The sequence below is a fragment of the Limnoglobus roseus genome (assembly GCF_008254045.1).
GTDB lineage: Bacteria > Planctomycetota > Planctomycetia > Gemmatales > Gemmataceae > Limnoglobus > Limnoglobus roseus.
The window spans coordinates 1,656,311-1,679,194 of sequence record NZ_CP042425.1 but is presented as its reverse complement, the minus strand read 5'-3'; the positions used below and the strand labels follow the sequence as shown (position 1 = coordinate 1,679,194).

Sequence of the window (22,884 nt, the reverse complement as noted above, 5' to 3'; positions counted from 1 at the left end):
TTCGTCGTCAGCTCTTGTGTTCTCGCGTCGGAGCCTTTGTGGGGGCCTGCCACAGCTCGGCCAACTTCGTCATGGCGGCATTCAGCCGCGACTTCACCGTGCCGAGGGGGATGTCGAGAGCGTCCGCGATTTCCTGGTACTTCAACCCCTGGAAGTACGCCAAAATGATGGCCTGCCGCAAAAGGTCCGGCAACTGGTCTACCGACTGCCGCACCTGGGCCGCGAGTTCCACCCCTTCGGCGTTCGCGGCGGGATCGACCTCCCGCGTGGCGAGCAGGTCGAACAGCGACCGGGCGGTATCGGGGCCGTCCTCGGGGCCGTTCAGCGAATCAACGGTTCGCTCGTGCCGCCGCTTCTGCCGCCGGAGGGCGTCGATAGCCTGGTTGGTCGCGATCGCGTACAGCCAGGGGCGGGCCGGGCGGCCGGGTTCGTAGTGCTTGATCTTCAGGAAGACGGCGACGAAGGTGTTCTGGAACACGTCCGCCGCGAGTTCGTCGTCGCCGAGGTACCGCCGCAGGTAGCCGTACAGTTCCCGCTCGTACCGCCGGACCAACGGTCCCAGGACGTCCCGCTGGCCGGTGCGGAGCCGTTCGAGAAGTTTCTCGTCGGGGCAGTGGTCTAATGAATTCTTCGCGGAAGCCACCGAATACCTTTACGCGGGATGAGGGCCGAAGGTTCGTTCGGCAGCGACAATTGATTCTGGACGGAATGTCCGAACAATGACGGTATCTTCGGTGGTTGGTGGCCCTGCCGTCAAGAACACTCCGTCTCGGATTGCCAGGATTGCGTACTTTGGGTACGCTGCCCGGTGAAGATCGGGTTCGCAGGAGGCGGGATGATGCGGCGACGCCTATTACTTTCGGTTCTCCTCACCTCGCTGGCGGCGACGGGCTGCCTCTTCAAGAACCAACGGAATTCGATCGCCAAACCCACCCCGCCGCTACCTTCCCCGCTGGCCAAAGCCCAACCGCCGAAGCCTGTGCTCCCGGTTGCCGCGCCGACACCTTCGCCGGCAACGACCGCGGCCAACACGCTGCCGGACGAGTCGGAATATAAGGCCGTGCCGATCCCCGCGCCGCCACAGCCGGTGGCCGAGATCATCCCGACGGCCGCCCGCTCGGCCGAACCGAGTGCCGATACGTCCGACGACGAAAAGAAGCGATTACTCGAGCGCCTGCGGGAGAAGCGAGACGAACGCCGCGAGGAACGGGCGAAGGACGCCCCGAAACTGCCGAGCGCGACCACCCCGAAAGACGCGCCGCCGAAGGCTGCTGCCGCTCCGGCCGACGGCCTCACCGTCGCGAAGCAAGTCTACGCCCTCGCGTACGCCAAGTACGAGAAGCTCAACGACTACGAAGTTCACATGGTTCGGCGGGAGGTCGTCGGTGGGAAGGAAACGCCGACGGAGGAGATTCAGTTCCAGTATCGCAAGCAGCCGTTCAGCGTGTACATGAAGAACATCGGCGAGAACGGCAAGGGCCGAGAGGTGCTGTACGTCGAGGGCAAATTCGACGGCCTGATGCACGTCGTCACGGGGCAGGGGGATAATCGCCTGATTGGGGCAGGCTTCAAGACCTCGCTGCGGCCGGACAGCTCGATGGCGACCGCGAAAAGCCGCCACAAGATCACGGAAGCCGGCGCGGGGAACATGCTGGTGAAACTCGACAAGGCGATCAAGTCCGCCGAGGCCGGTCGGAGTGCCATCAAGTCGCTCGGCACCGTGCAGCGGAAGGACCAACCCACCCCGGTGGACGGCATCGAAATCCCGATCGCCGCCGGTGACGATTCCACCTTGCCGAAGGGCGGCAAGTGGACGCTGTACTTCGACCTGAAGTCTGACTCGCCCGGGTACGGTAACTTGGCGGTGCAAGTCACGACCGACGAGAAGGACCGCGAAGTCGAGTATTACTGCTTCACGAACTGGAAAGTGCCCGCCAATCTGACCGACGCCGACTTCCACCCGGACCGGCTGGGGGCGAAGAAGAAGTGATAAAAAGCCCGGACACGGTCGCGCCTGGGCTTTCGGGTCATCTGCCATGCTCATCGGCATCCTGTCCGACACGCACGACGAGTTCGAACGCACGCGGCGGGCGGTGGCCTTGCTCGCTTCCCGCGGGGCAAAAGCCCTCATTCACTGTGGCGACCTGATCGAGCCGGAAATTGTCCCCATCTGTGCGGTGCTGCCGTTCTACTTCGTCTTCGGGAATAACGACGCCGACGTTGTGCCGCAGTTGCGGTCCATCGCGAAGTTCATGAAGGCGACCTGCCTTGAATGGGGCGGGCTGATCGAACTCGCCGGCAAGCACATCGCCGTCACTCACGGGCACATGGGTACCGACGTGCGCCGCCTCTCGCGGCCGTCGCCGGACTACTTTCTCTCGGGGCATTCGCACGTCGCGATGGACGTTCGCAACGGGGCGTGCCGCTGCATCAATCCGGGGGCACTCCATCGGGCGGACGAGTACACCGTGGCGTTGCTGAACCTGGAGACGGACGTGCTGGAGTTCCTCAAAGTCTGACGTGGCGACCCATATGCTTGAACTCTTGCTGCTTTCGCCAGAAGGGTGGGCCTCGATCCTGGAAGGGTCGGCGGCCGTCGAGACGCATTTCAGCCGCAAACCGGCGGATGGCTTCTGCGAGATGTACGGCACTGGTGACATCACGCAGAGCTACTTCGCGAAGCTCCTAGCACCGGGGGCGGCCAACCCGTGGCTGCATGGGTTCATCGTTTTACACCAGGAATCGCAACTCATCATCGGCGGTTGTGGGTTCAAGGGGCCGCCCGATAAGGACGGGGTCGTCGAGATCGGCTACGGCATTACGCCGGCGTTTGAGGGAAAGGGTCATGCCACCGCGTCGGCGCGGTTGTTGATCGCCTTCGCCGCAAAGCATCCGGAAGTTCGTACCGTCATGGCTCACACACTGCCAACGGAGAGCGCTTCGACGCGGGTGCTGACGAAGTGCGGCTTCACGAAAGTTGGTGAAGAGATCGACCCCGACGACGGCCTCGTTTGGCGGTGGGAACTGGCTCACTCTTCAGTTCTGGGCTAACCTGTTTACACGCTAAGTTGATTTTGTTACCCTTCTGCCAGAGCGGCAGGATGCCGACAGGGTGACAGCGGCCCTCGACGGAATTTCCCTCCCCAACTGATTTGACTAACACGTTACGCGATAGTGTGTTATCACGGATGATGACGCGAAGAATCCTCTCGGCATTCCGTTTGCATAAGGTGGACCAGATGTTCCTGTGTTCAGGAACCTCGCGGTTCTGTCGGTCGGACAACATATTGCCGACGACAAACCCGAGGGGGAATTCGGTATGGTACTGAATCAGCCACTCCAGCACGACGAACCGTTCTCGATCTTGATCGCGGACGACGACGCGGGGAACCGCGACACCCTCAGCGGCCTGCTGCGGGATCGCGGGTTCAACACCGTCGTCGCGGCCGACGGCTCGGAGGCGGTCGAGATCGTCCAGGTGCACTTGATTCACCTGGTGCTGATCGACATGCACATGCCCCGGCTGACTGGCCTGGAAGCGGTGCAGATGATCCAGCAAATGAACGCTATTCTGCCGGCCATCCTCATGACGGCCGAGGCCACTCGCGACTTGATTCAGAAGGCGTTCCAGGCGCAGGTGTACAGCGTCATCCCGAAACCCGTGAACCCGAACATCGTTCTTCATACACTCACCCGTGCGTTGGCCCAGTTCTACGGGCCGCAAGAGTAACCTTCAGGAGAGTCCGGCGATGGCGATTACCCCTTTGAACGAGAAGATTGTGGTCGAGCGGATGCAAGCGGAAGACAAGACCGCCGGCGGGATCATTCTGCCCGACAACGCCAAGGAGAAGCCGAAGCAAGGCAAGATCCTCTCCCTCGGCGAGGGCAAGGTTCTGGAGAACGGCAAGCGCGCCCCGTTCCAGGTCAAGGTCGGCGACAAGGTGCTGTTCACCTCCTACGCCGGGAATGAAGTCACGGTCGACGGCAAGGAACTGCTGGTGATGAGCGAAGACGACATCCTCGCCGTCGTGGATTGACTGTCGGCATATCCGACGAAATACGTGCACCCTCGGAGAAATCTCCGGGGGTGTTTTATTTTCCGACTGTTCTTGCTTGGCAGGAACGGAATTATCGCTTACTATCTCAAAACTTGTCTCCTGTGATGAGTGTCGGGATCACAAGATGTTGGCACAGTGCCGACGCCTCGGGTCGATCACCGACGGCACGGATTTGATTGGTTGCCTATGGCCACGAACATTTATGTCGGGAACTTGCCCTGGAGCACGACCGAAGACGACCTGTACTCGCTCTTCCAGCAGTACGGTACCGTCCAGCGGGCCCAGATCGTAACAGATCGTGAGACCGGCCGCTCACGCGGTTTCGCTTTCGTTGAGATGGCGAACGAAGCCGAAGCCCAGGCCGCGATTCAGGCCCTCAACGAGCAGCCCATGAACGGCCGACCGTTGACGGTGAACATCGCCCAACCCCGGCAAGAGCGCGGCCCGCGTTCCGGAGGTGGAGGTGGTAGCTACGGTGGTGGTGGCGGTGGTGGCAGCCGTCGAAGTGGCGGTGGGGGCGGCTACGGCGGTGGCGGTGGGGGGTATGGCGGCGACCGCGGCGGCTACTGATCCGACGACACAATCGCGCCGGTTTGTGCTTTCGTTTCGCCCACACGCACTTTAAAATACAGCAGCGCTCAAAACGGTTCACCGGGAACACGTTGAGCGCTGTGTTCGTTTCACGAAGGTGCGGCGTTCATGGCGAAAGAAGAAGCGATCGAGGTCGAAGGGCGAGTCAAAGAAGCGTTGGCGAATACCCAGTTCCGGGTCGAACTCGACATCGGCGGTGAAGTCATCGCCCACATCGCGGGCAAGATGCGCAAGCACTTCATTCGCATCATCCCCGGCGACCGGGTCAAAGTCGAAATTTCCCCCTACGATCTTTCCCGTGGCCGCATCACCTACCGGGCCCGGTGACTTGAATCAAAGTTTACAATTCAGGCACTTTTTCGTTGACATCAGCCTCGGTTTTCGACAAGCTAGTCCCCACATCGTCAGGACGACGGTGCACACCACAAACCAGGGAGGGACCGAAGCATGTTCATTCAAACCGAATCCAAAGCACAAGGTTGGCGGGCGGTTGCGATCCTCGAAGGTCGCGGCGAATGCCTCCTGTACGTCGGCCGGTCGTCCACCCACGTTCGCGGCGAATACCTCGAAGCCTACGCGGAACTGCTCGAAGACGACGAAAAGGAAGCCTGCACGGCCATTCACCTGCAACAGTGGCAGGGCACGCCCGACGCCGGCCGGTGGCAGACCAAGAACGAACTTCGCGTCCCGGAACGGGCCAAACTGGCTCGCGTCGCCTAAAGATTCTCTGCCGAAGCCCGGCCGACATTCGGCCGGGCTTGGTCGTTCACCGCCTTGTTCCAATTTTGCCACCACCTCTCGAACCTCTTTTCGCGTTCTGTCATCTCCATCATTGGTTGAAGCGGCGAAGAATGTTCTAATCTTGCGGTAAGGGAAAGCTGGGCATTCTCTCGGCCTTGCATTACTCTCGCCGGACGCGAACAATGATTTACCGGCGACGAACCCCGGCCGACTTGTCCCGTTAGGAGAAGTTGACCCACGTTCGATCGCCCCGTGGCAGACGAAAGGAACCGTCGATGAGCAACTTGTATAGCTCGATGTGTGACGATTTCGGCATCTCGACTTACATCCTGGGGAAGGTGGAAATGCCGACGGGCCGCGAGACGATCCTCCACTTCTTCGACTCGGTTCGCAAGGCCGTGCCGTCGATGACCGACTTCGAGAAGCGCGACAACGGCGAGTACGCCCTCGAGGAGGAGCGAGACGCCGGGTCGTACCGCTGGACGTCGCTCGATGCCCGCCGCCTTTGCGCCGGCTTCGTCAACCCGCCGGCGATGGAAGACGCCGACGAGCACAACGAGCGCATCCTGGAGATGGCCGCGTACCACCTCGACCTAGGCCCGCTTCACACCGACGCGGTGGACGTGCAGTACTACTTCGACTTCGTCTACCAGGGGAACCATGACGAGGTCGTGGCCGAAGCTCTGGCCGCGAACACACCGCTGGAAGGGCTGACGCAAATTCCCGGCGGTCGTGTGCTTCACTACCAGCCGAGCGTGCTGATGGCCCTCGACGAGGGTTGCGGCTTGCAGGGCCGGATGACCGTCGAAACGCGGACGACGCCGTACCAGGTGCGGACCGGCCAGTTTCCGGAAGCGCCGATCACGGTCTACTTCACCGCCCGGCAGTTCTGGAGCAAGACGCCGTACAAGACATTCGTGGACTCGTACCGGAACCAACGGCGGGTGATCGACGAACTCGTGACCCAGTACGTCGTACCGAACATCATCACGCCACTTCAGAAGGTGATCGGCGCGAAACAGTAAATTTGGTGGCGACACGGAGCCTTCGGAGCGGAGCGCGGGACACCCTTCCGCGCTCCGCTCGCGTTTGTACACTCTCGGGATGGATGCTCCACCCCCGCCAAAGCCCAAACGTCGCCTCCTTACCCGCCGCCGCTTTCTCGCCGCCGTCGCGGGCGTCGGCTTCTACACCTGGCAGGTCGAACCGCGCTGGGCCGTCCTGACTGAACGCCAACTCCCCATCGCGAATCTCCCACCCGATCTCGTTGGCAAGAAGCTCGTCCACATCAGTGACATCCACGTCGGCCCGGTGTCGCCGACTTATCTCACGAGTTGGTTCCGCGAGATCTCGTCGCTGAAGCCGGACCTGATTCTGATCACGGGCGACTTCATGAGTGCGAACTACACCGAGCGCATCGAGGACACGATCCGCCAACTGGAATCCCTCTCGCCCGGCCGTCTTGGCACGTTCGCCGTCCTCGGCAACCACGACTACGGGGCCGGCTGGAAGAACTGGGAGGTGGCCGACGAGTTAGTGAAGCAACTGGAACCGATCGGCATTCGTGTCCTGCGAAACGAACTGATCGACGTTCAAGGCCTCCAAATTTTCGGCCTGGATGACGTGTGGTCCGGCCGATTTGATCCCCTCGCGGCCATGTCGAAGTTGGACCCGAACCGGGCCTCCTTGGCGATGTGCCACAATCCGGACGGCGTGGATTACATCGGCTGGGAGAAGCACCGCGGCTGGATCCTCTCCGGCCACACGCACGGCGGCCAGTGTAAGCCGCCGTTCCTTTCGCCGCCGATCCTGCCGGTCATCAACAAGCGGTACACGAGTGGCGAGTTTGATCTGTCCGGCGGCCGACGACTGTACATCAGCCGCGGCCTCGGGCACATCATGAAAGTGCGGTTCAACGTCCGCCCGGAGGTGACGGTGTTCGAGTTGAAAGCGGCTTAAGAACCCGCCGGAGTGATGGGGTAGAAGACATCGGTCGTGATCAAACTCGGATCGCGGTTCCAATCCTCGTGCCAGTGGCCGTACACCTCCCAGTTCGGGCCGACTAGGGCGTGCCCGTTACTCGCGCACCACTGGAGAATCGCGTCGTGTGCCTTCCCCAGTTGACCGTAGGGGCCGAAATGGGTCGTGGTCGCTACGAAGCCGGATGGGGTGGTCGAAGGGACGACTTCGCCCGCCCCGGCGAACGGCCCGTCCAGTTCGACCCCGACTTCGAGATTGATCTGGCCGTCGAGGTAGACTGCGATATGGCGGCCGGCTCCGGTGACACCCTGCCCTCGGAGGGCGTTCCACACCGTCCCGCACGCCTCGGGTACGACCTTCGATAGCTCTTGCTGTTTCGCGCAGCGCCGCACCACCGCGAGTGGGCGGCCCGCGTGGTGTTCGAGTCGGATGCTGTATTCCATTCTGCCTCCAGGAGATGAAACGGCTGGAAAGGTCAATCATGCCGATCGGTTGTTCTGCCCACTGTTTCAATTCTTGTTTCGTGAACGACCTCCATTCCTCACTTCTTCTCAATCGCATCGGCGGGCCACTTCAAACTGTTCATGAACTTCCAGACGGTGGGGTCTTCGTCATTCAGCGAAGTGGTGCCCTCGATCCGGAGGAAGTACGAATAGCTGCCCGCCCGCACTTCCCGAACGATGACCTTTCCCGTGCCCGATTTCATGGTGAGAGAGTACACTTCATCGTGAAAGTCATTTCCATGATTCGTTCGAAAGACGTGCCGGACGGCCTTGTCGTAGATGGCCCCTTGAAGCATGGTGATGCGCTTCCCCTGGGCGTTGGAGGCCGAGATGTGCTTCAGTTTGCCGTCGAAGAACGCCGTGATCGTGAACTTTAAGCCCCCCTGGTTCGCTTCAAAGCTTTCATAAGTGACTTGTTCTTTCGACCAAGTTGTCTCCATGTAATTGCGTTGGGTCGAATTGGTGACACGGTCAAAGGTGCCGACCGTGGTGGGGGTGTCGCCCGGGAATAGCATGTCGAATTTCACCGTGCTGCCGGAGAACGGTTTCCATTCGCCGACGGCCGTTGCGGTTGGCGTTTTCGGCTTGGTCGTCGGCGCGGGTTCGGTGCTCTTGGGAGTCATGCTCGCAGGGGCGGCCTTGGTCGAGGCGAAGTGTTCGAAGAAGCCTTTCACGATCGGGTCCGCCAGAGAGACATCGGAACCTTCGACGACGAGAGTGTAGTTCAAGCCGGTGGTCACAACGACCCGAAGGGCTTTCGCCTTTCCATCTGCCTTCAGCAGGAAGTCCTGGCACGGGTGCCCGGCCGATTCTCCGACCGGACCGGGTTCGGGAGTGAATCCTTCGTACATCAGCGAGAGGCCGCTGCCCAGTCGTTCGAGGTACACTTTGGGCGGCATCCCGCCCAACTCAAGGGGAACGGCGTTGATGATGTACCGCCGGTTCCCGTCGCGAGTTTGGAGGTACTTGGCCTTCATGCTCTTCATCACGCTCGCGGCGAAGTCACGTTTCTTCGGGTCAGCGATCTCGTCGAGCGGGTTGTAAGGGGTGGCTGCAAGGTTCGGGAACGCGGCCTTGAACGCGAAATCGGTGTCCTCAGCAGGAACCCAGTTGATCCCGGCATCGGTTGGTGGGGCTTGTCCGATCAAGGCTTGACCGCCCGCGACCGGGGCGGTGTCGGTGGAACTCTTCTTGCCGCCGAACAGAAAGTATGCACCGGCTCCGAGCCCGGCGAGGGCGATGACCGAAGCGAGGCCGATCACCAGGAGTTTGGAACCCCCAGAGTTCTGAGTCCGTCGCGATCGGGTGCGATTGTCACCCTCATCTTCGTCGTCCTCGTGTCGCGAATTTCTCGGCCGACGGGACCGGACCGGTTTCTCGTCTTCTGCGTCCTCGTCGTTCACGGCTGCCGCGGGCTTGCGAGACCGGGTGGCGGCTTTCGGATTGGTGTCGGCAGAGCGCCGTGAGGGCGGCGGAACCTCGTCTTCGTCGCCATCGCGTGGACGACGGGGGAGCTGATTTTGGGTACTCGAAGGCTGCGGGCGGGCTGTCGGGTCGGTTTTATCCTTCGAACGTGCCGCGGTTGCCGCCGATTGGGGAGAGGACACGGGGACCGCGGCTTGGCATTTCGGGCACCGGACTTTTCGTCCGACCGCTTCAACGGGGGCGGTCAACATCGTCGAGCACGAGGGACAGGAAACCAAGAGGGACATGGGCGCACTCAACCGGAAGAGGAAATTTGTGCGTTGATTCTACAGACGAAGTTCTGAGATGAACAAGAACTATCTTCCGATGGTGGGCTCCTTCGGCGCGCTGGAATATACCTACCCGGTGATGGTGAACCCCGGTTCTACTAACATCTGGTTATGATCACCCCATCAGTCTCAACCTTCGCGGCCAACCTCACGACCGAGGTCGCGTTCGACGTGCTCGCCATCGCCCGAAAGCTGAAGGCAGCCGGCAAGGACGTGGTCGAACTCCAGATCGGTGACAGCCCGTTCCCGACGCCGGCCCACGCCAATGCGGCTGGTAAGGCGGCCATCGACGGGGGGCAGTCGCACTACTGTCCGTCGCTCGGCCTGCCAGAGTTCCGGGCGGCGGCCGCCAAGTTCGTGAGGGACGAGTTCGGCATACCGGCCACGGCCGAGAACGTCGTCGTCGGGCCGGGGGCCAAAGTCTTCGAGACGTACTTCTGCGAACTCTTCCTCGAACCTGGCGACGAGGTGTTGTTGTTCAGCCCGACCTTCGCGACGTATGTCCCGAACGTCCTGCGGCGGGGCGGCGTGCCGGTGTTCGCGTCCTTGAAGGAAGAGAACGCCTTCCGGCCGAACCCGACGGACGTGGAGCAGTTCCTGAAAACGGCGAAGCGGCCAAAGGCGATCTTTCTCAACTCGCCGCACAACCCAACCGGCGGCGTGGCAACGGGCGACGATCTGAAAGCCATCGCGGATCTGATCCGCGGCAAGAACATCGCCCTGCTGAGCGACGAGCCGTACTGTCACATGGTCTGGCAGGGCCGGCACCAGAGCATACTCGCCGAGTCCGGGATGATGGGGCAGTGCGTCGGGGCGTACACGTTCTCGAAGTCGTACAGCATGAGCGGGTGGCGGCTCGGCTTCGCCGTCGGCTCGCCGGATGTCGTGCAACTGATCGGGAAGATGGTGAACTCGTCGCTGTCCTGCGTGCCGCCGATCGTGCAACTCGCAGGGAAGGCCGCCCTGGAGAACGACGCGGCCGAACGCGACGCGGTGATGGCAAAGTTCCAGAAGAAGGTCGAGGTTCTCGTCCGCGAGTTGGAGCAGGTGCCGGGCGTGAGTGTGACGATGCCAGTCGGCACGTTCTACGTCTTCCCGAACGTTACCCCGATCTGTCAGCGGCTCGGCATCACATCGCACGGCCTAGCGATGTACCTGTTGGAAGGGGCGGACGACAACGTCGGCGTGGCGTGCCTGGGCGGCGAGTGCTTCGGCGACGCCGGCTGCGGCTTCCTGCGCTTCTCGTGTGCGGAACCGGACGACCGATTGGTGAAGGCGGTCCACTTCTTCCGCGACGCGGTGACGAAGACGGAGCGGGTGGAAACGTATCTGGTCGCGAATCCGAAGTACCGCCTCAACTGACGCTCTTCCTGCGGACTAACTCCTTCGTCACCTCCGCGGCCGACCGCGTGTTGAACACCTCGGCCTTTGTCAGCCAACCGCGGCGGGCGACGTTCACGCCGTAGGGGTAGAGAGCCAGCCCGTCGGTTGAGTGGGCATCGGGGTTGATGACGAGCGGGATGCCGAGGGCCTTTGCCCGCTTCACGTACTTCCAGTCCAGGTCGAGGCGGTCGGGTTGGGCGTTGATCTCGATCATCTTGCCGTGGGCCGCGGCCGCTTCCAGCACCTTGTCTAGATCGAGCTTGTACCCCTCGCGGCGGAGGAGCAATCGCCCGGTCGCATGGCCGAGCATCGTCACCGCCGGGTGCGAGAGGGCCTTGCAGACACGAGCGGTTTGCGCTTCCTCGCTCAACGCAAAGAGAGTGTGGACGCTGGCCACGACGTAGTCGAACCCGGCAAGCAGTTCGTCGTTGAAGTCGAGTGAGCCGTCTTCGAGGATGTCCACTTCCGAACCCTTGAAGATCGTCAGGCCCTTCAGCTTCTTGTTGAGCGTGTCGATGGCGGCCCACTGCCGTTTCACGCGGGTCGGCGAGAGGCCGTTCGCGATTGTCAGCGAGAGCGAGTGGTCGGCGATGCCGAGGTATTCGAGGCCGAGTTCCTGAGCGGCTGCGGCCATCTCTTCCAGGGTGGCCGTACCGTCGCTCTCGGTCGTATGGTTGTGGAAGACGCCGCGGATGTCTTTCACTTCCACCAACTCGGGCAGTTCGTTTTTCTCGGCCGCCTCGATCTCGCCGGTGTCTTCGCGGAGTTCCGGCGGAACCCAGACGAGGTCGAGCGCCTTGTAAATGGCGGCCTCGTCGGCGAACGATTTAGGTCCGCCGGTCAGGGCGTACTCGTTCAGACTGTAGCCGCGCTCGATGGCCCGTTGGCGGAGGCGGATGTTGTGCTCTTTGCTGCCCGTGAAGTGCAGCACGGCGACCGGGAACTGCTCGTCCGTCACCACCCGCAGGTCGGCGTTCAGCACGACTTTGCTCTGCCCGAGGGAGAGTTCCGCGACGATGCTGGATTTGGTCGGCCCCTGGCCGATGACTTGCATCACTTCCGGGAGCTTGACGAACGCCTCCATGATCGCCGCGGCATTGGCCGGCTCGGTGCTCACGACGATGTCGATGTCCTTGACCGTGTCCCGGCGGCGGCGAAGGCTGCCGCAGAGTTCCGCCCGGATCACGCCGGGGAAGGTGCGGATGCGGTCGAGGAGTTGCTCGCCGAGCGCGAAGCCCTTGTCGAAGCGGACACGGTTGCCGACGGTGTCGAGGAAGTTGATCCCGGCAAGCATCTTCTCGGCCGTTTTCTCGCCGAAGCCTTTCAACTTCGCGACCTCGCCGGCCTCGCACGCGGTCTTCAACTTCGCGAGGCTGTCGATGCCGAGCGCGTCGTGGAGGGCTTTCACCTTTTTCGGCCCGACGCCCGGTAGGCGGAGGATGTCGAACAAGCCTGGAGGGATCGAGGCGCGGAGTTCTTCGAGGTACGGCAGTTTGCCGGTCGTCGCGAGGGTGGTGATCTTCTCGACGAGGGCCTCGCCGATACCGCGGACGCTGCCGAGTCGCTTGGCGGCGATGAGCTTGTTGACGTCCTCTTCGAGTTGCGAGATGGTGCGGGACGCCGCGTGGTACGCCCGGCACTTGAAGTCGTTCTCGCCCTTCAGGGCCAAGAGGGTGCCGATCTCGTCCAGTGCGTTCGCGATGTCGTCTTTGGTCATGTCCGGTCTCCGCGGGTGCTGATCAGCATACGCGAGAACCGACCCTCACGGCGATGTCCGGGGAAATGAAAACACCCACGGCCAGCGTGGGTGTTTCGTCGAGGTCAACCGAATCGCGACTACGCCGCCTTCGCGACAAACGGCAGCGCCCGTGCCGGGGTGTGGAGCATGATCTCCATCCCGTTCACGATGCGGTCGCCGCCGCGGCCGTCCACGAGGTTGCGGGCACATCGCGACATGCTCAGCCGTTCCATCGGATCGTCGAGGAGCGTGTCCACGGCTTCCTTCAGCCCGTCGAACGTGACCTTCGACGACTCGCCAATGAAGGTGGCCATGCCCTCGTCGTCCATCCGCTTGGCGTTGGCCGTGTGCTTCGCCCCGTGGCTGATTGCTAGCTGCGGCAGGCCGGTGCAGCACATTTCCAGCGACCACGTGTCGCCGCCGGTCAGGGCGAAGTGGCTGCGGACCAGCCGCGTCATCATCTCCTTCGACTCGGTGATGACCTCCACGCGGCCGCCACTGTTCGCACAGAACTCCTTGATCTCGTCGAACCGGGGGTGGTGGTAGCGGGCCAGGATGCTGATCTTTTCCACCTTCGGGATCTGCATCAGTTGCTCGGTCCGCATCAGAGTTTGGTCTCCGGCGTCGTCGTCGCCGAAGGCCACCATCGCTCGGAACGGAGCGGGCTGCTCCGTCGCCCGGATGGTCCGCTGCCGACGGAAGACGCCGCGAACCAGAGCGTACTTGCGGCCGACGAGGATCTGCCCGCCGACTTTCACCTGGAAGCTCTTCTTCGGCGGGGCGAGGAACGGGTTCACCACCAGGTCCGACGGGATGACGGTGCCGGCCTTCGAATCGAAGACGAGAACGAAAGCCTTCGCCGCCCGCAACTCTTCGAGGTAGTCCGGCGTGACGTGATCGCCGCACACTACGACCGCCGCCGCCCCGAGTTTGCGAACGAGGTTCACAGTCACGCCGACGTCGTTCCCCACGCCCACTTGATGCTCGGCCGCGGTCCAGTCGTTGTTGGCGCGGTTGATGACGTGCGCCAGGGAGAGCGGATCGAGGTAGCTGAAGAAGTGCGTCCCCCGCCGCCGCCGTTGGAGTGCGGCTGCGAACGAGAGGCACTGGTAGAGCGACTCCCAGCCGCCCTCTTGTGTGCCGTCGCAACGAAACAGAATCGGTCCACGCTTCACTTCCATGCGAGCGCCCTTCCAGACGGTCAGATTGTAGACACGACCGCGGCGCGGCGACGTTCGCGCAATTGCGGACGGCGGGCGGGCGTCGGATCGTGTCGTTTCAGTCAGTCATCCGGTGGTGTGAAGGGGCGGGCGCAAATGTGAGTCGAGTTCGCGAGCGAACCCAGCGGCGCGTCCGTCTTCAAGACACCTCTTCTCCGGGGGGCCGTTCCGAAGGCCCCTCCCCGACGCAGCGGGTTCCGGTCCGCGGCGTCGGGTGATCCGACCGATGGTTCCGGCCATCGATCGAACGGGCGGATGGTAACGCAAAAATTTCTGAGGCGACAAGGCCACTTGAAGGATCGGCACAGAGTGCTTGAAATGTAGGCCGGCCGAACCGAGACCGACTACCTCGCGTTCGAAAAACCGCGGCGTCCCATCGGGATTCTTCCCACGGGTTGAGTAGCCCAACGGGGCTCGGTCGGCCTACTTTCCGGGTCAGGTGTTCCACGTGGAACATGCGGACTTTGACGCTCGCGGCGAGTCTCTGGTCACGGTGCCCGGAGTCGATCTTCCCAAAAGTGGCGGCTCTGGTATGACGCCGCCGGTTGGTCCCAGGGGAAGGGACCGCTCACTAGGGGGTCGGCATGGAAGCGACGAAGGCACGAACGGGGAAGGAAACACACCACACCGGCGACCGGGGTAGCCTCGGCGTCGAGGCCATTCGGCGGAACCCGTACCAGCCGCGGAAGCAGTTCGACGAAGACGAACTCACTCACCTGCGGGACAGCATCAAGACCCACGGCGTCCTGCAACCGCTGGTCGTCCGCCGCGTCGGCAGCGACTTTCAACTCATCGCCGGCGAGCGCCGGCTGCGGGCCGCCCAGCAAGCGGGCTTGAAGGATGTGCCGGTCCACATCGTGGATTTCAACGACCAGGAAGTCTTTGAAGCGGCCCTCGTCGAGAACATCCAACGGGCCGACCTGAACCCGATCGAAAAAGCCCAGGGCTTCAAGGACTACCTCGAAAAGTTCAAGCTCACGCAGGACCAACTCGGCACGAAGCTCGGCCTCGACCGCTCGACGATCAGCAACCTCCTCGGCCTGCTCACGCTGCCGGACGAGGTGCAGGCGGCCGTCCGGAATGGGCAGATCAGCCTCGGCCACGCGAAGGTACTGAAGGGCGTCCCGGAACGCGAGAAACAGACGGCGTTGTGCAAACTCGTGCTGCTGCAAGGGCTGTCGGTCCACGCCCTCGAGCAACTCGTGAAGCACCAGAAACAAGAGACGCCCGCCCCCGTGGCCGCAGCAAAGAAGCCGACGGCCGAGAAGACGGCCCACGTGTCCAGCCTGGAAGACGACCTGCGGAAGGTGTTCGCCAGCCGGGTCGAGATCAAGGTGAAGGCGAAGGAGAAAGGGCAGATCGTGATTGACTTCGATTCGAACGACGACTTCGAGCGAATCCTGAGTTTGTTGAACCGTTAAAAGTTGCCGGGCGGAAGTCGTGAACCTTCTGCCCTGTCATCTGTCTTCTGATTCGATACGATAGTAACGTCAGCGTCGATTCGGGGCGTAGCTCAGTCTGGTAGAGCGCCTGGTTTGGGACCAGGAAGTCGTCGGTTCGAATCCGGCCGCCCCGACTCCTCAACGAACGGCTCCCATTTAGGGAGCCGTTTTCGTTTGGCGAGCCGAGCACCTCACGGTGCTCGGCTCGCCAGGTCACTTCTAGGATTTTGGCCCAGAGCCGAAATCGCCCCGCAAGTGTTAACACCTGTTATCACCCCACCCGCCTGTGTGGTGGTTATGCCGGCAATTCCACCATTGGTGCCGTACATTGGCGCGATTCCCCTGGCAGTGCGGGGGGCACTTCGGTTAGGCTCATATCACCTGGAATCCGGTTTGCACGGGACGTAGGGCATGAATCGTCGACGGTGCATCAAACTCCTGGCCTCCGCGTCGGCCGCCCTGGCCCTCGGCGGGACCGGCTATGGCTTTTACGAGGCGGTCCACGTTCGAGTCGAACGCCCGACTGTCACGCTCTCGCGACTGCCGAAGACGTTCGACGGACTGCGGGTCGCTTTCCTCAGCGACATTCTGCACGGCCCGTACACCGAAGCCGATCACCTCACCACGATCGTCCGGACCACCCGGATGCTCGACCCGGACTTGATCCTCCTGGGCGGAGATTACGCCTTGCGGGACCGTCGGCACATCGGGCCGTGCTTCGCGGAACTGGGCAAACTCCGGGCACCCCTCGGCGTCTTCGGCGTCCTCGGCACGCACGACTACCGGCTCGGGGTGGACGAGACGCGGGCCGAAATGGACCGGGCCAAAATCGTCGAGCTGACCAACGCGGGTGTGAACCTGAAGCGGGGTGAAGACCGCTTCTGGCTGGCCGGCGTGGACGACATGGAAGCAGGCCGGCCGGAACTGAACGACGCCCTGCGGGGAATACCATACGGCGACGCCTGCGTTTTGCTCAGCCACAACCCCGCCTTCGCGGATACGATCCAAGGAAACCGCGTTGACCTCGTTCTGAGTGGGGCGACCCACGGCGGACAGGTCCGATTGCCGTTGGTCGGTTCGCCGTGGCTGTATTCGGAAACGGACCGAAAATACCGGGCGGGCCTGGTGCAAGCCCCGGAGACGAGAGTCTACGTGTCGCGCGGTTTGGGCGTATCCGGCTTACCAGTTCGATTTCACTGCCGGCCGGAGTTGACCCTTCTCACTCTGCGTTCCCCCGTCGCATAAAAAAACACCCGCCGAAAATCGGCGGGTGCGTCGCGATCTCGTTCTCAATCGTTCACGTCTCGATCTTACCGTGCTCGCCGCCCACATCGACGCGGTTGCCCTTCACGACGGCCTTCAACAAGCTGAACAAGTACGACACCTTCGACGGGCCGTCCCAGTACTCGGCCGACGTGACGTGAACACGGATCAACCCGAGCTTAGGGTCGTCCGGTCCGCCCGGCCACCAACCCTTCGCGTGGACGTTCCAGAGTTCGCGGGCCACTTCCGGATTCTTCTCGACCGACACTTCGCCACTCACGACGACGTACCGATTTTTCTCCGGGGCCGCATATGTCAGGAGGACGTCGTGGTGTTGGACCAACTCCTCGACCTTCGGCGAATCGATGTCGGTCATGAACCAGAGGGTGCCGTCGAACTTGGTGGCGTCGATCTTGTGAGTGTACATTGGGCGGGAATGCAACTTCCCACCGTCGGGCGAGTGAGTCGTCATCATCGCCACGCGGACGTCTTTGACGAGTTCCACGAGTTTCGCGAGATCGTGGGTCGGGGCGGTCGGGGGGGATAGTGTTGAGTTGCTCATAGTCAGATTCAATGAGCAACCGGGACGCCGAATGAGGAATAATTCTGAGCCGCGGGCCCGGGCGGTCGGTAGCCAGGTGTGCAAGCCCCGGATAAGGTCCGCGCAGCAACGAGCCCCGGAGGGGCGGCAGATGTGGACTCTGCTGCCCTTCCGGGGCTCGTTTTTAACCAACTTCTACCAGGGGCTTGTGCCCCTGGGCTACCGACTGACGCCGCACTGCGGCTGAAAGTTCTGTTACTTCTTCTCAGGCTCCTTCAACCCTGCCAGGAACTCGACCACGTCGCGGAGCTCCCGTCGGGATAACTTCTTGTACAGGTCGTCCGGCATTGCCGACTTGTCCGGCTTCGGCTTGCCGTCCACGTCGTCGGCCGGGATCGTGATGAGCTTGTTGTCTGCCGTGATGAGCGTGATCTCTTTCGGCGTCTGCTTCTTGATGATGCCGCTAACCTGTTTGCCGTCGGTCGTCTCGATGATGACACTCTGGAAGCCCTCCGCAATCTTCGCGTTCGGGTTCACGATCGCTTCCAGAAGGTACGTCCGATCCTTGTCCTTCACGGCCGCGATGCCGTTCAAGACCGGGCCGACGTCGCCGCCTTGACCGTCGAGCTTATGGCAGCGTTGGCAGTAGACGGCCGCACTGTTGAGGAAAATCGCCCGCCCTTTCTCGGCATCCCCGCCGGCGAGCGTGTCCGGGTAGCGCTTCACCAAATCTTGCCCGGCCTTCGCCCGCACGGCCTTGTCGTAGTCGGCCAACTTCTCCCGCAGGGGGGCGTGGAGCTTCAGTCCCTTCGTCGTGGTGCGGGCTTCAGCCGCTTCGAGAAGGTCGAGTTGCAGATCGGCCGGGACTTTGTCGGCGATGAGCTTGTCGAGCCACGCGGCGAGGGCGGCGTCCACGTCCTTCGACTCCTTCATGGTGCCGAGGACGCCGAGGGCCATCTGCTTCTCGATCACGCTGGCCGAATCGGTCTCGAGCAACCGCGGCAATTCCTGAGCGGCGACGGCCTCGTTCGCCTTCGCGGCCACGACTCGCGCCGCGGCCCGCAGGCGGGGTTCCGGCGACTTGAGTGCCGCCTCCGCGACGGCCTTCAGTTCCTTCGCCTTGAGCGATTGCAGCGCGAACAAACTTTCAGCCCGCGTCGTGGCCGACTGCTTTTCGTCACCGACCATGGCCGCGAGCAGCGAGCCGACTTCCTTCATGTCGAGCTTCGACACGACCTGCACGGCCTCCTTGCGAACCGCGTCCGACCCGGCGAACACCTTGGCGATGACCGGCTTCAGGGCGTTGACGGCAATCGCAGGGTCACGGTCCGGTAGTTCCTGCCTCATCCCGGTGACGGAATCGCGGCGTGATGGCTTCGCCCATTCCGCGAGCAGCTTGAGGGCCGAGACGCGGAGCGGGTCGGCTTCGGTGGACCGGGCCGCGAAGTTCGCGACGCGCACCGCGGCTTCCGGCGTGCCGACCTTGGCATTCGCACTGATGGCCCGGAACGCGACCGCTTCCGGCAGGCCGGGCTTGTCGAGTAGCGCCGCTAGGGCGGGCATGGCTTCGGTGATGTTGTCGTCATGAACGGCGCGGGCGGCCTCTGCCACGACGAGCGGATCGGGATTGCTCAGGAACACCTCGATCCGATCAGCGGCTCTCAGCCGCCGGTAGGCGACGACTAGCCCGAGGTGTTCCGGGGTCGTCGTGACGACCTTCTGCCACTCCACTGGAGCGCCGTTTATGAAGCCCGGGAAAACGGTCTGGGTCTGCGGGTTGGATTGGACCAGTGCTTGAATTGCGGCCTGCCGAAGATACACGTCCTTGTCGGCGTTCGCCCGTAGCTCGCGCAGAGCGGACGAGACGCCGCCGATGCCGACGAGCAAGTGCGACTTGACCCGGTTATCCGTCTCCTTGTCCAACTGCGCCGAGAGAATTCCAGTTACTTCGTTCCTGCGAAGCTTGTCCGACCCGACGGCGTACTTGCTCAACGTCTTCGCGGTGGATACGCGGATCTCGGCGTCCTTGTCCTGAAAGAGTGCAGGCGCAACAAGGAGCAGCTTGTTGGGCTTGGCCACGCGGCTCTCGATAATACCGAGACACCAGATTGCATGAAGGCGTGCCAGCCGGTCCGCCTTCGGCTGAGTTGCGGTATTCGCGAGCTTGTCCGAAACGGACTCGTCGCCCTTCGCCTTATTCGCCAACTCGTACTGTGCCTCCAGTCGCACGTTCTGGATCGGGTGGCCGAGCAACTTCACCAACTCGTCCACACTCTTCTGCTCCAGCCCGTCCGCGAGCAGTTTGCGGCCCTCCTCGATGGACGGATTCTTCATCGCCTCCGGGTCGGTCGCGCGGAAGATGCGGCCCTTGTTCGGCTTGTCCCAGCCGCCGAGCCAGTCACTCCAATAGAAGGCGCCGTCCGGGCCGAACTCACAGTCGGTCGGCACGATCTGCTGGACGAACGGGTGTAGGTCGGTGATCTCGAACGCGGCTCCCTTCGGCTTCACGGCCAGCGTCCAGATCTTGCTGTTGCCGGCGCTCGCGGTGAAGTCGCAGGCGAAGAAGTGGTCCTTGTACTTGTCGTTGAGGCCGACGCCGGGGTAGTGCGTCAGGCCGGATGGGCCGTTGCCGAAGTGGGCGAGCGGCGGCACGATGTACGCCGGCTGGCCTTCGTGCTGAAGGTGCCAGAGCTTCTCGGTGTTCCAGGGGCCGCGGTTGCCCTGCGGCACGGCCGACGTGTGCATGTGCGTGCCGTACTGGTAGCCGCACCGCCAACCGCTATCGCCGCCCTCGACGATGTAGACCCACCGGGCCGAGTCGCCACTATCGCAGTTGTTGTCGTAGGTGAAGAGGTTGCCGAAGTCGTCGAAGGCCAACTCTTGCGGGTTCCGCAGGCCGGTGTGGACGATCTCCATGTTGCTGCCGTCCGGGTCGCACCGCAGCACCGCCCCGGAGTCCGGGTTGTAGAGGCGCTTGCCGTCCTTTGTGGTGACGTTGAAGCCGCGGTCGCCGATGCTGAAGTAGAGCTTGCCGTCCGGACCCATACGGAGGCCGTGCAGGTCGTGCCCCTGGAATTGCGCCCGCACCCCGAAGCCGGTGGCGAGCGATTGCTTCACGTCGGCCTTGTTCTCGCCCTTCGTGTCTTTGAGCATGTACAGGTCGGGGATGCAAGCGAAGTAGACCGTCCCTTTGCGGGCGAGCACACCCGCGGCGATGCCATCCTCGAAGCGGTTGTACCCGCCGCTGAACGTCTCGGCGTGGTCGGCATGCCCGCTGCCGGTGCTGTCCCAAAGGACGCGGACCTTGTCGTCGAATTTCTCGTACTGCGGGTATTTGTGCTTCTGGTACATCGCCACGCGGTCGGCGACGGACTTCGCGTTGATGTCCTCGTCCAGCCAGTACATGTGCCCGCGGGTGTCCGGCACGCCGTCTTTGTAGCGGTTGCCTTCCACGACGTAGCACTTGCCGTGCTCGTCGAAGGCAAAGCAGACCGGGTTCTGGAACTGCGGTTCGGCCGCCCACACGGTCGCCTTCAACCCGCCCTCGATCTGCGCCCGGGTCGCGGCTGCTTCCGGGGCTTGGTCGCCGCCCTTCTTTTTCTCTTGCTCGGGGGGGACGGCAACGGCGACCAAGGAAAGGCCGAGCGCCAGCGATAGGCCGCAGGCGGCAGGACTCCAGCGCGACATGGTAACTCCGGGGAAAGGCGAATGGGTGCGCGATGGGCAGGACGTTTTCGTCAAGCTATAGAGAAGGGGCGGACTGAGCAACGGCACACGCCGCGGGTGGCCGGGCGAAAGGGGACCAACATACTGGCTTCGAGCGTTTCGGATTGTGCCGTCTTCTCATTCCCCAAATCGCTAGAATCTGTGTATATTACCATTCTCTCGAAAATCTGACCGGGTATCATGTTGGTCAATTGGGACCGACGCCATAACTTTTCCGGAGCATTAGCAATGCTGGTTCGCACTCGCCGTGGTTTCACTTTGATTGAACTGTTGGTCGTAATCGCAATCATCGCAATTCTTATTGGCCTGTTACTCCCCGCCGTTCAGAAAGTCCGCGAGGCCGCCGCCCGGGCAAAGTGCCAAAACAACCTGAAGCAAATCGGGCTGGCCCTCCACAATTACGAACTGACCAACGGGCGGTTCCCGCCCGCGGGTGTTTACCCGGCCAATGCCACCGCCGGCGACGCATGGTCCGCCCACACGCGCATCCTGCCATACATCGAGGGCGGCAACACGTTCAACCAAGTCGATTTCACGATGAACGCCAACGTCCAGGACATCGTCACCCGGCAGCGAATCCCGGTTTACGTCTGCCCGAGCGAAGTGAACGACATGCAGAAGGCGGCCACCGGCACGACCGGTCCGTCGTCGATCAACCGCTGGCCGACCACTTATGCCGCGGCCGTCGGAACCTGGATGGCCTGGAACCCGACGACCGGCCAGGGCGGGGACGGGGCCATGACCTTCTCGACGAGCCTGACGAACAGTGTCAGCGTCGCGAGTATTACGGACGGCACCTCAAACACCGTCGGGTTCGCCGAGGTGAAGGCGTACACTTATAACCTCAAGTCAAATGCCAGCCTGCCGGCCACAACGCCGATCCCGAACCCGACTGCCGCAGACGTCGTCGCCCTCGGCGGCACCCTCGGTACCACCCCCAGCGGCCACACCGGCTGGACGGAAGCCCAGACCTTCCACATGGGTATGACGTTCGTCCTGCCGCCGAACACGAAAGTGATCTACAACAGCGCGGGGACCGACTACGATGTGGACCAACTGTCCGGCAACGAAGGGTCGCCGACGCGGATTAGTTTCGACGCCGTCACGTCCCGGAGCTTCCACACCGGCGTGGTGAACGCACTGTTCATGGACGGTTCTGTGCGGACGGTCCGGAACACGATCGACCCTTATGCGTGGCGGGCCGTCGGCAGTCGCAACGGCGGCGAAGTAACCCCGACCGATTTCTAATTCCCTGAGGACCGACGATGAGGCAATGGCGTGCGATCACCGTCATGGCGTGCTTTTTCGCCCTGGCCATTTTGGCCGGGGCGCAACAACCGCCGCCCGGAAAAAAGGACGACGCGAAGAAGGATCCGCAACAAGCCTTCGAACCGAGGTCCGGTCCCGGTGCCGGCCAGAAGTTCCTTGAAAAATTCGTGGGAGACTGGGCCGTCGAGAAGAAGTTCTTCCCGCGGGACGGTGGTCAACCGAGCGTGAGCAAGGGAACCTGTAAGCAGGAAATGATCCACGCGGGTCGATTCTTGCGGTCCGAGTTCACGTTCGAGGGGACGGCCGGTAAGTCCACCGGGACGGGCGTGATCGGCTTCGAGCCGGACACGGCCCTGTTCACGAGTAGCTGGATCGACTCCCGCCAGACGCGGATGTCCTTCCGCAAGAGCAAGGAGAAGTTCACGGGCGAGAAGATCGAACTCTTCGGCTCGGGCCTCGGGGCCGAACCGGAAATGCGAAAGTCGAAGACGATCACGACCTTGGAAGACGACGGCAAGAAGATCGTCCACAAGCAGTTCTCGATTGCCGCCGACGGCACGGAACGACAGGTGATGGAACTCGCGATGACGAAGAAGTAACCGGTGCCCCGACACACGGAGAACCTCGGCGGAACCCGCCGAGGTTTTTTCGTACCCCACTGCCCCGCCCGATCCG

At 62.6% G+C, this 22,884-nt stretch carries 22 protein-coding genes and 1 tRNA gene; 16 read left to right on the top strand and 7 right to left on the bottom strand.

All coding sequences use genetic code 11. The features are described from left to right. Positions 1–7 precede the first annotated feature (7 nt). Positions 8–643, bottom strand: coding sequence for an RNA polymerase sigma factor (locus PX52LOC_RS06935; protein WP_149109403.1), 636 nt, complete (start codon positions 641–643; stop codon positions 8–10). 192 nt (positions 644–835) lie between these two features. Between PX52LOC_RS06935 and PX52LOC_RS06930 the strand changes: the two genes are divergently transcribed. From PX52LOC_RS06930 to PX52LOC_RS06885, 10 genes are all read left to right on the top strand, one after another. Then, positions 836–1,990, top strand: coding sequence for a DUF1571 domain-containing protein (locus PX52LOC_RS06930; protein WP_149109402.1), 1,155 nt, complete (start codon positions 836–838; stop codon positions 1,988–1,990). Between the two features lie 46 nt (positions 1,991–2,036). Next, positions 2,037–2,519 (top strand): metallophosphoesterase family protein, encoded by a 483-nt coding sequence (locus tag PX52LOC_RS06925; protein WP_149109401.1) that lies wholly within the window; start codon positions 2,037–2,039, stop codon positions 2,517–2,519. A 13-nt stretch (positions 2,520–2,532) separates the two neighbouring features. Continuing rightward, positions 2,533–3,051 (top strand): GNAT family N-acetyltransferase, encoded by a 519-nt coding sequence (locus PX52LOC_RS06920; protein WP_168218843.1) that lies wholly within the window; start codon positions 2,533–2,535, stop codon positions 3,049–3,051. Positions 3,052–3,319: 268 nt separating this feature from the next. Beyond that, positions 3,320–3,730 carry a response regulator gene (locus PX52LOC_RS06915; RefSeq protein WP_149109399.1) on the top strand — a complete coding sequence of 137 codons (411 nt, stop codon included), beginning with the start codon at positions 3,320–3,322 and terminating at the stop codon, positions 3,728–3,730. 19 nt (positions 3,731–3,749) lie between these two features. After that, a complete protein-coding gene (gene groES, locus PX52LOC_RS06910; RefSeq protein WP_149109398.1) occupies positions 3,750–4,037 on the top strand; it encodes a co-chaperone GroES in 288 nt (95 codons plus the stop codon). 207 nt (positions 4,038–4,244) lie between these two features. Continuing rightward, positions 4,245–4,628, top strand: a complete 384-nt coding sequence (locus PX52LOC_RS06905) for an RNA recognition motif domain-containing protein (protein WP_149109397.1) — start codon at positions 4,245–4,247, stop codon at positions 4,626–4,628. Between the two features lie 129 nt (positions 4,629–4,757). Beyond that, on the top strand, positions 4,758–4,976 hold the full coding sequence (infA, locus tag PX52LOC_RS06900; protein WP_149109396.1) for a translation initiation factor IF-1: 219 nt from the start codon (positions 4,758–4,760) through the stop codon (positions 4,974–4,976). A gap of 120 nt (positions 4,977–5,096) precedes the next feature. After that, positions 5,097–5,369 (top strand): hypothetical protein, encoded by a 273-nt coding sequence (locus PX52LOC_RS06895; protein WP_149109395.1) that lies wholly within the window; start codon positions 5,097–5,099, stop codon positions 5,367–5,369. A 296-nt stretch (positions 5,370–5,665) separates the two neighbouring features. After that, positions 5,666–6,415: a hypothetical protein gene (locus PX52LOC_RS06890; RefSeq protein ID WP_149109394.1), complete on the top strand. Its 750-nt coding sequence runs from the start codon at positions 5,666–5,668 to the stop codon at positions 6,413–6,415. Between the two features lie 79 nt (positions 6,416–6,494). Next, positions 6,495–7,349 (top strand): metallophosphoesterase, encoded by an 855-nt coding sequence (locus PX52LOC_RS06885; protein ID WP_149109393.1) that lies wholly within the window; start codon positions 6,495–6,497, stop codon positions 7,347–7,349. Here PX52LOC_RS06885 and PX52LOC_RS06880 read toward each other — a convergent pair. Together PX52LOC_RS06880 and PX52LOC_RS06875 are read right to left on the bottom strand one after the other, a co-directional pair. Next, positions 7,346–7,813, bottom strand: coding sequence for a GyrI-like domain-containing protein (locus tag PX52LOC_RS06880; protein WP_149109392.1), 468 nt, complete (start codon positions 7,811–7,813; stop codon positions 7,346–7,348). The two genes, PX52LOC_RS06885 and PX52LOC_RS06880, sit on opposite strands and share 4 nt — an antisense overlap. Positions 7,814–7,911: 98 nt before the next feature. Then, positions 7,912–9,135, bottom strand: coding sequence for a hypothetical protein (locus PX52LOC_RS06875; protein WP_149109391.1), 1,224 nt, complete (start codon positions 9,133–9,135; stop codon positions 7,912–7,914). Positions 9,136–9,738: 603 nt separating this feature from the next. On the opposite strand from PX52LOC_RS06875, the gene PX52LOC_RS06870 reads away from it, so the two are divergent. Further along, positions 9,739–10,989 (top strand): pyridoxal phosphate-dependent aminotransferase, encoded by a 1,251-nt coding sequence (locus tag PX52LOC_RS06870; protein WP_149109390.1) that lies wholly within the window; start codon positions 9,739–9,741, stop codon positions 10,987–10,989. On the opposite strand, the gene polX is transcribed toward PX52LOC_RS06870, so the two are convergent. Both polX and PX52LOC_RS06860 read right to left on the bottom strand, forming a co-directional pair. Beyond that, positions 10,982–12,727 (bottom strand): DNA polymerase/3'-5' exonuclease PolX, encoded by a 1,746-nt coding sequence (gene polX / locus PX52LOC_RS06865; RefSeq protein ID WP_149109389.1) that lies wholly within the window; start codon positions 12,725–12,727, stop codon positions 10,982–10,984. The genes PX52LOC_RS06870 and polX overlap by 8 nt on opposite strands. A gap of 119 nt (positions 12,728–12,846) precedes the next feature. Beyond that, positions 12,847–13,929 (bottom strand): PseG/SpsG family protein, encoded by a 1,083-nt coding sequence (locus PX52LOC_RS06860; RefSeq protein WP_149109388.1) that lies wholly within the window; start codon positions 13,927–13,929, stop codon positions 12,847–12,849. Positions 13,930–14,552: 623 nt separating this feature from the next. Between PX52LOC_RS06860 and PX52LOC_RS06855 the strand changes: the two genes are divergently transcribed. The 3 genes from PX52LOC_RS06855 to PX52LOC_RS06845 all read left to right on the top strand — a co-directional run bounded on the left by PX52LOC_RS06855 (position 14,553) and on the right by PX52LOC_RS06845 (position 16,655). Next, a complete protein-coding gene (locus PX52LOC_RS06855; RefSeq protein WP_149109387.1) occupies positions 14,553–15,389 on the top strand; it encodes a ParB/RepB/Spo0J family partition protein in 837 nt (278 codons plus the stop codon). Between the two features lie 81 nt (positions 15,390–15,470). Next, positions 15,471–15,544, top strand: a tRNA-Pro gene (locus PX52LOC_RS06850). A gap of 277 nt (positions 15,545–15,821) precedes the next feature. Further along, entirely contained in the window at positions 15,822–16,655 is an 834-nt protein-coding gene (locus tag PX52LOC_RS06845; RefSeq protein ID WP_149109386.1) for a metallophosphoesterase, read from the top strand. Between the two features lie 52 nt (positions 16,656–16,707). Here the strand turns inward: PX52LOC_RS06845 and PX52LOC_RS06840 are convergent, their stop codons facing one another. Next, positions 16,708–17,235, bottom strand: coding sequence for a pyridoxamine 5'-phosphate oxidase family protein (locus PX52LOC_RS06840; protein WP_149109385.1), 528 nt, complete (start codon positions 17,233–17,235; stop codon positions 16,708–16,710). Between the two features lie 234 nt (positions 17,236–17,469). Beyond that, positions 17,470–20,901: a PVC-type heme-binding CxxCH protein gene (locus tag PX52LOC_RS06835; protein ID WP_149109384.1), complete on the bottom strand. Its 3,432-nt coding sequence runs from the start codon at positions 20,899–20,901 to the stop codon at positions 17,470–17,472. Between the two features lie 267 nt (positions 20,902–21,168). Here PX52LOC_RS06835 and PX52LOC_RS06830 point away from each other — a divergent pair, with 267 nt between their 5' ends. Both PX52LOC_RS06830 and PX52LOC_RS06825 read left to right on the top strand, forming a co-directional pair. Continuing rightward, the gene (locus tag PX52LOC_RS06830; protein WP_218575289.1) at positions 21,169–22,188 is read left to right on the top strand and encodes a DUF1559 domain-containing protein; all 1,020 of its coding nucleotides are present in this window, start codon (positions 21,169–21,171) and stop codon (positions 22,186–22,188) included. 17 nt (positions 22,189–22,205) lie between these two features. Next, positions 22,206–22,808 (top strand): DUF1579 family protein, encoded by a 603-nt coding sequence (locus PX52LOC_RS06825; protein WP_149109383.1) that lies wholly within the window; start codon positions 22,206–22,208, stop codon positions 22,806–22,808. The last annotated feature ends 76 nt before the right edge of the window (positions 22,809–22,884 follow it).

Bases quoted from the DNA above. Each gene is read 5' to 3' on its own strand.
- PX52LOC_RS06930 (WP_149109402.1), top strand. From the start codon at position 836: ATGATGCGGCGACGCCTATTACTTTCGGTTCTCCTCACCTCGCTGGCG.
- PX52LOC_RS06925 (WP_149109401.1), top strand. From the start codon at position 2,037: ATGCTCATCGGCATCCTGTCCGACACGCACGACGAGTTCGAACGCACG.
- PX52LOC_RS06920 (WP_168218843.1), top strand. From the start codon at position 2,533: ATGCTTGAACTCTTGCTGCTTTCGCCAGAAGGGTGGGCCTCGATCCTG.
- PX52LOC_RS06915 (WP_149109399.1), top strand. From the start codon at position 3,320: ATGGTACTGAATCAGCCACTCCAGCACGACGAACCGTTCTCGATCTTG.
- groES (WP_149109398.1), top strand. From the start codon at position 3,750: ATGGCGATTACCCCTTTGAACGAGAAGATTGTGGTCGAGCGGATGCAA.
- PX52LOC_RS06905 (WP_149109397.1), top strand. From the start codon at position 4,245: ATGGCCACGAACATTTATGTCGGGAACTTGCCCTGGAGCACGACCGAA.
- infA (WP_149109396.1), top strand. From the start codon at position 4,758: ATGGCGAAAGAAGAAGCGATCGAGGTCGAAGGGCGAGTCAAAGAAGCG.
- PX52LOC_RS06895 (WP_149109395.1), top strand. From the start codon at position 5,097: ATGTTCATTCAAACCGAATCCAAAGCACAAGGTTGGCGGGCGGTTGCG.
- PX52LOC_RS06890 (WP_149109394.1), top strand. From the start codon at position 5,666: ATGAGCAACTTGTATAGCTCGATGTGTGACGATTTCGGCATCTCGACT.
- PX52LOC_RS06885 (WP_149109393.1), top strand. From the start codon at position 6,495: ATGGATGCTCCACCCCCGCCAAAGCCCAAACGTCGCCTCCTTACCCGC.
- PX52LOC_RS06880 (WP_149109392.1), bottom strand. From the start codon at position 7,813: ATGGAATACAGCATCCGACTCGAACACCACGCGGGCCGCCCACTCGCG.
- PX52LOC_RS06870 (WP_149109390.1), top strand. From the start codon at position 9,739: ATGATCACCCCATCAGTCTCAACCTTCGCGGCCAACCTCACGACCGAG.
- polX (WP_149109389.1), bottom strand. From the start codon at position 12,727: ATGACCAAAGACGACATCGCGAACGCACTGGACGAGATCGGCACCCTC.
- PX52LOC_RS06860 (WP_149109388.1), bottom strand. From the start codon at position 13,929: ATGGAAGTGAAGCGTGGACCGATTCTGTTTCGTTGCGACGGCACACAA.
- PX52LOC_RS06855 (WP_149109387.1), top strand. From the start codon at position 14,553: ATGGAAGCGACGAAGGCACGAACGGGGAAGGAAACACACCACACCGGC.
- PX52LOC_RS06845 (WP_149109386.1), top strand. From the start codon at position 15,822: ATGAATCGTCGACGGTGCATCAAACTCCTGGCCTCCGCGTCGGCCGCC.
- PX52LOC_RS06840 (WP_149109385.1), bottom strand. From the start codon at position 17,235: ATGAGCAACTCAACACTATCCCCCCCGACCGCCCCGACCCACGATCTC.
- PX52LOC_RS06835 (WP_149109384.1), bottom strand. From the start codon at position 20,901: ATGTCGCGCTGGAGTCCTGCCGCCTGCGGCCTATCGCTGGCGCTCGGC.
- PX52LOC_RS06830 (WP_218575289.1), top strand. From the start codon at position 21,169: ATGCTGGTTCGCACTCGCCGTGGTTTCACTTTGATTGAACTGTTGGTC.
- PX52LOC_RS06825 (WP_149109383.1), top strand. From the start codon at position 22,206: ATGAGGCAATGGCGTGCGATCACCGTCATGGCGTGCTTTTTCGCCCTG.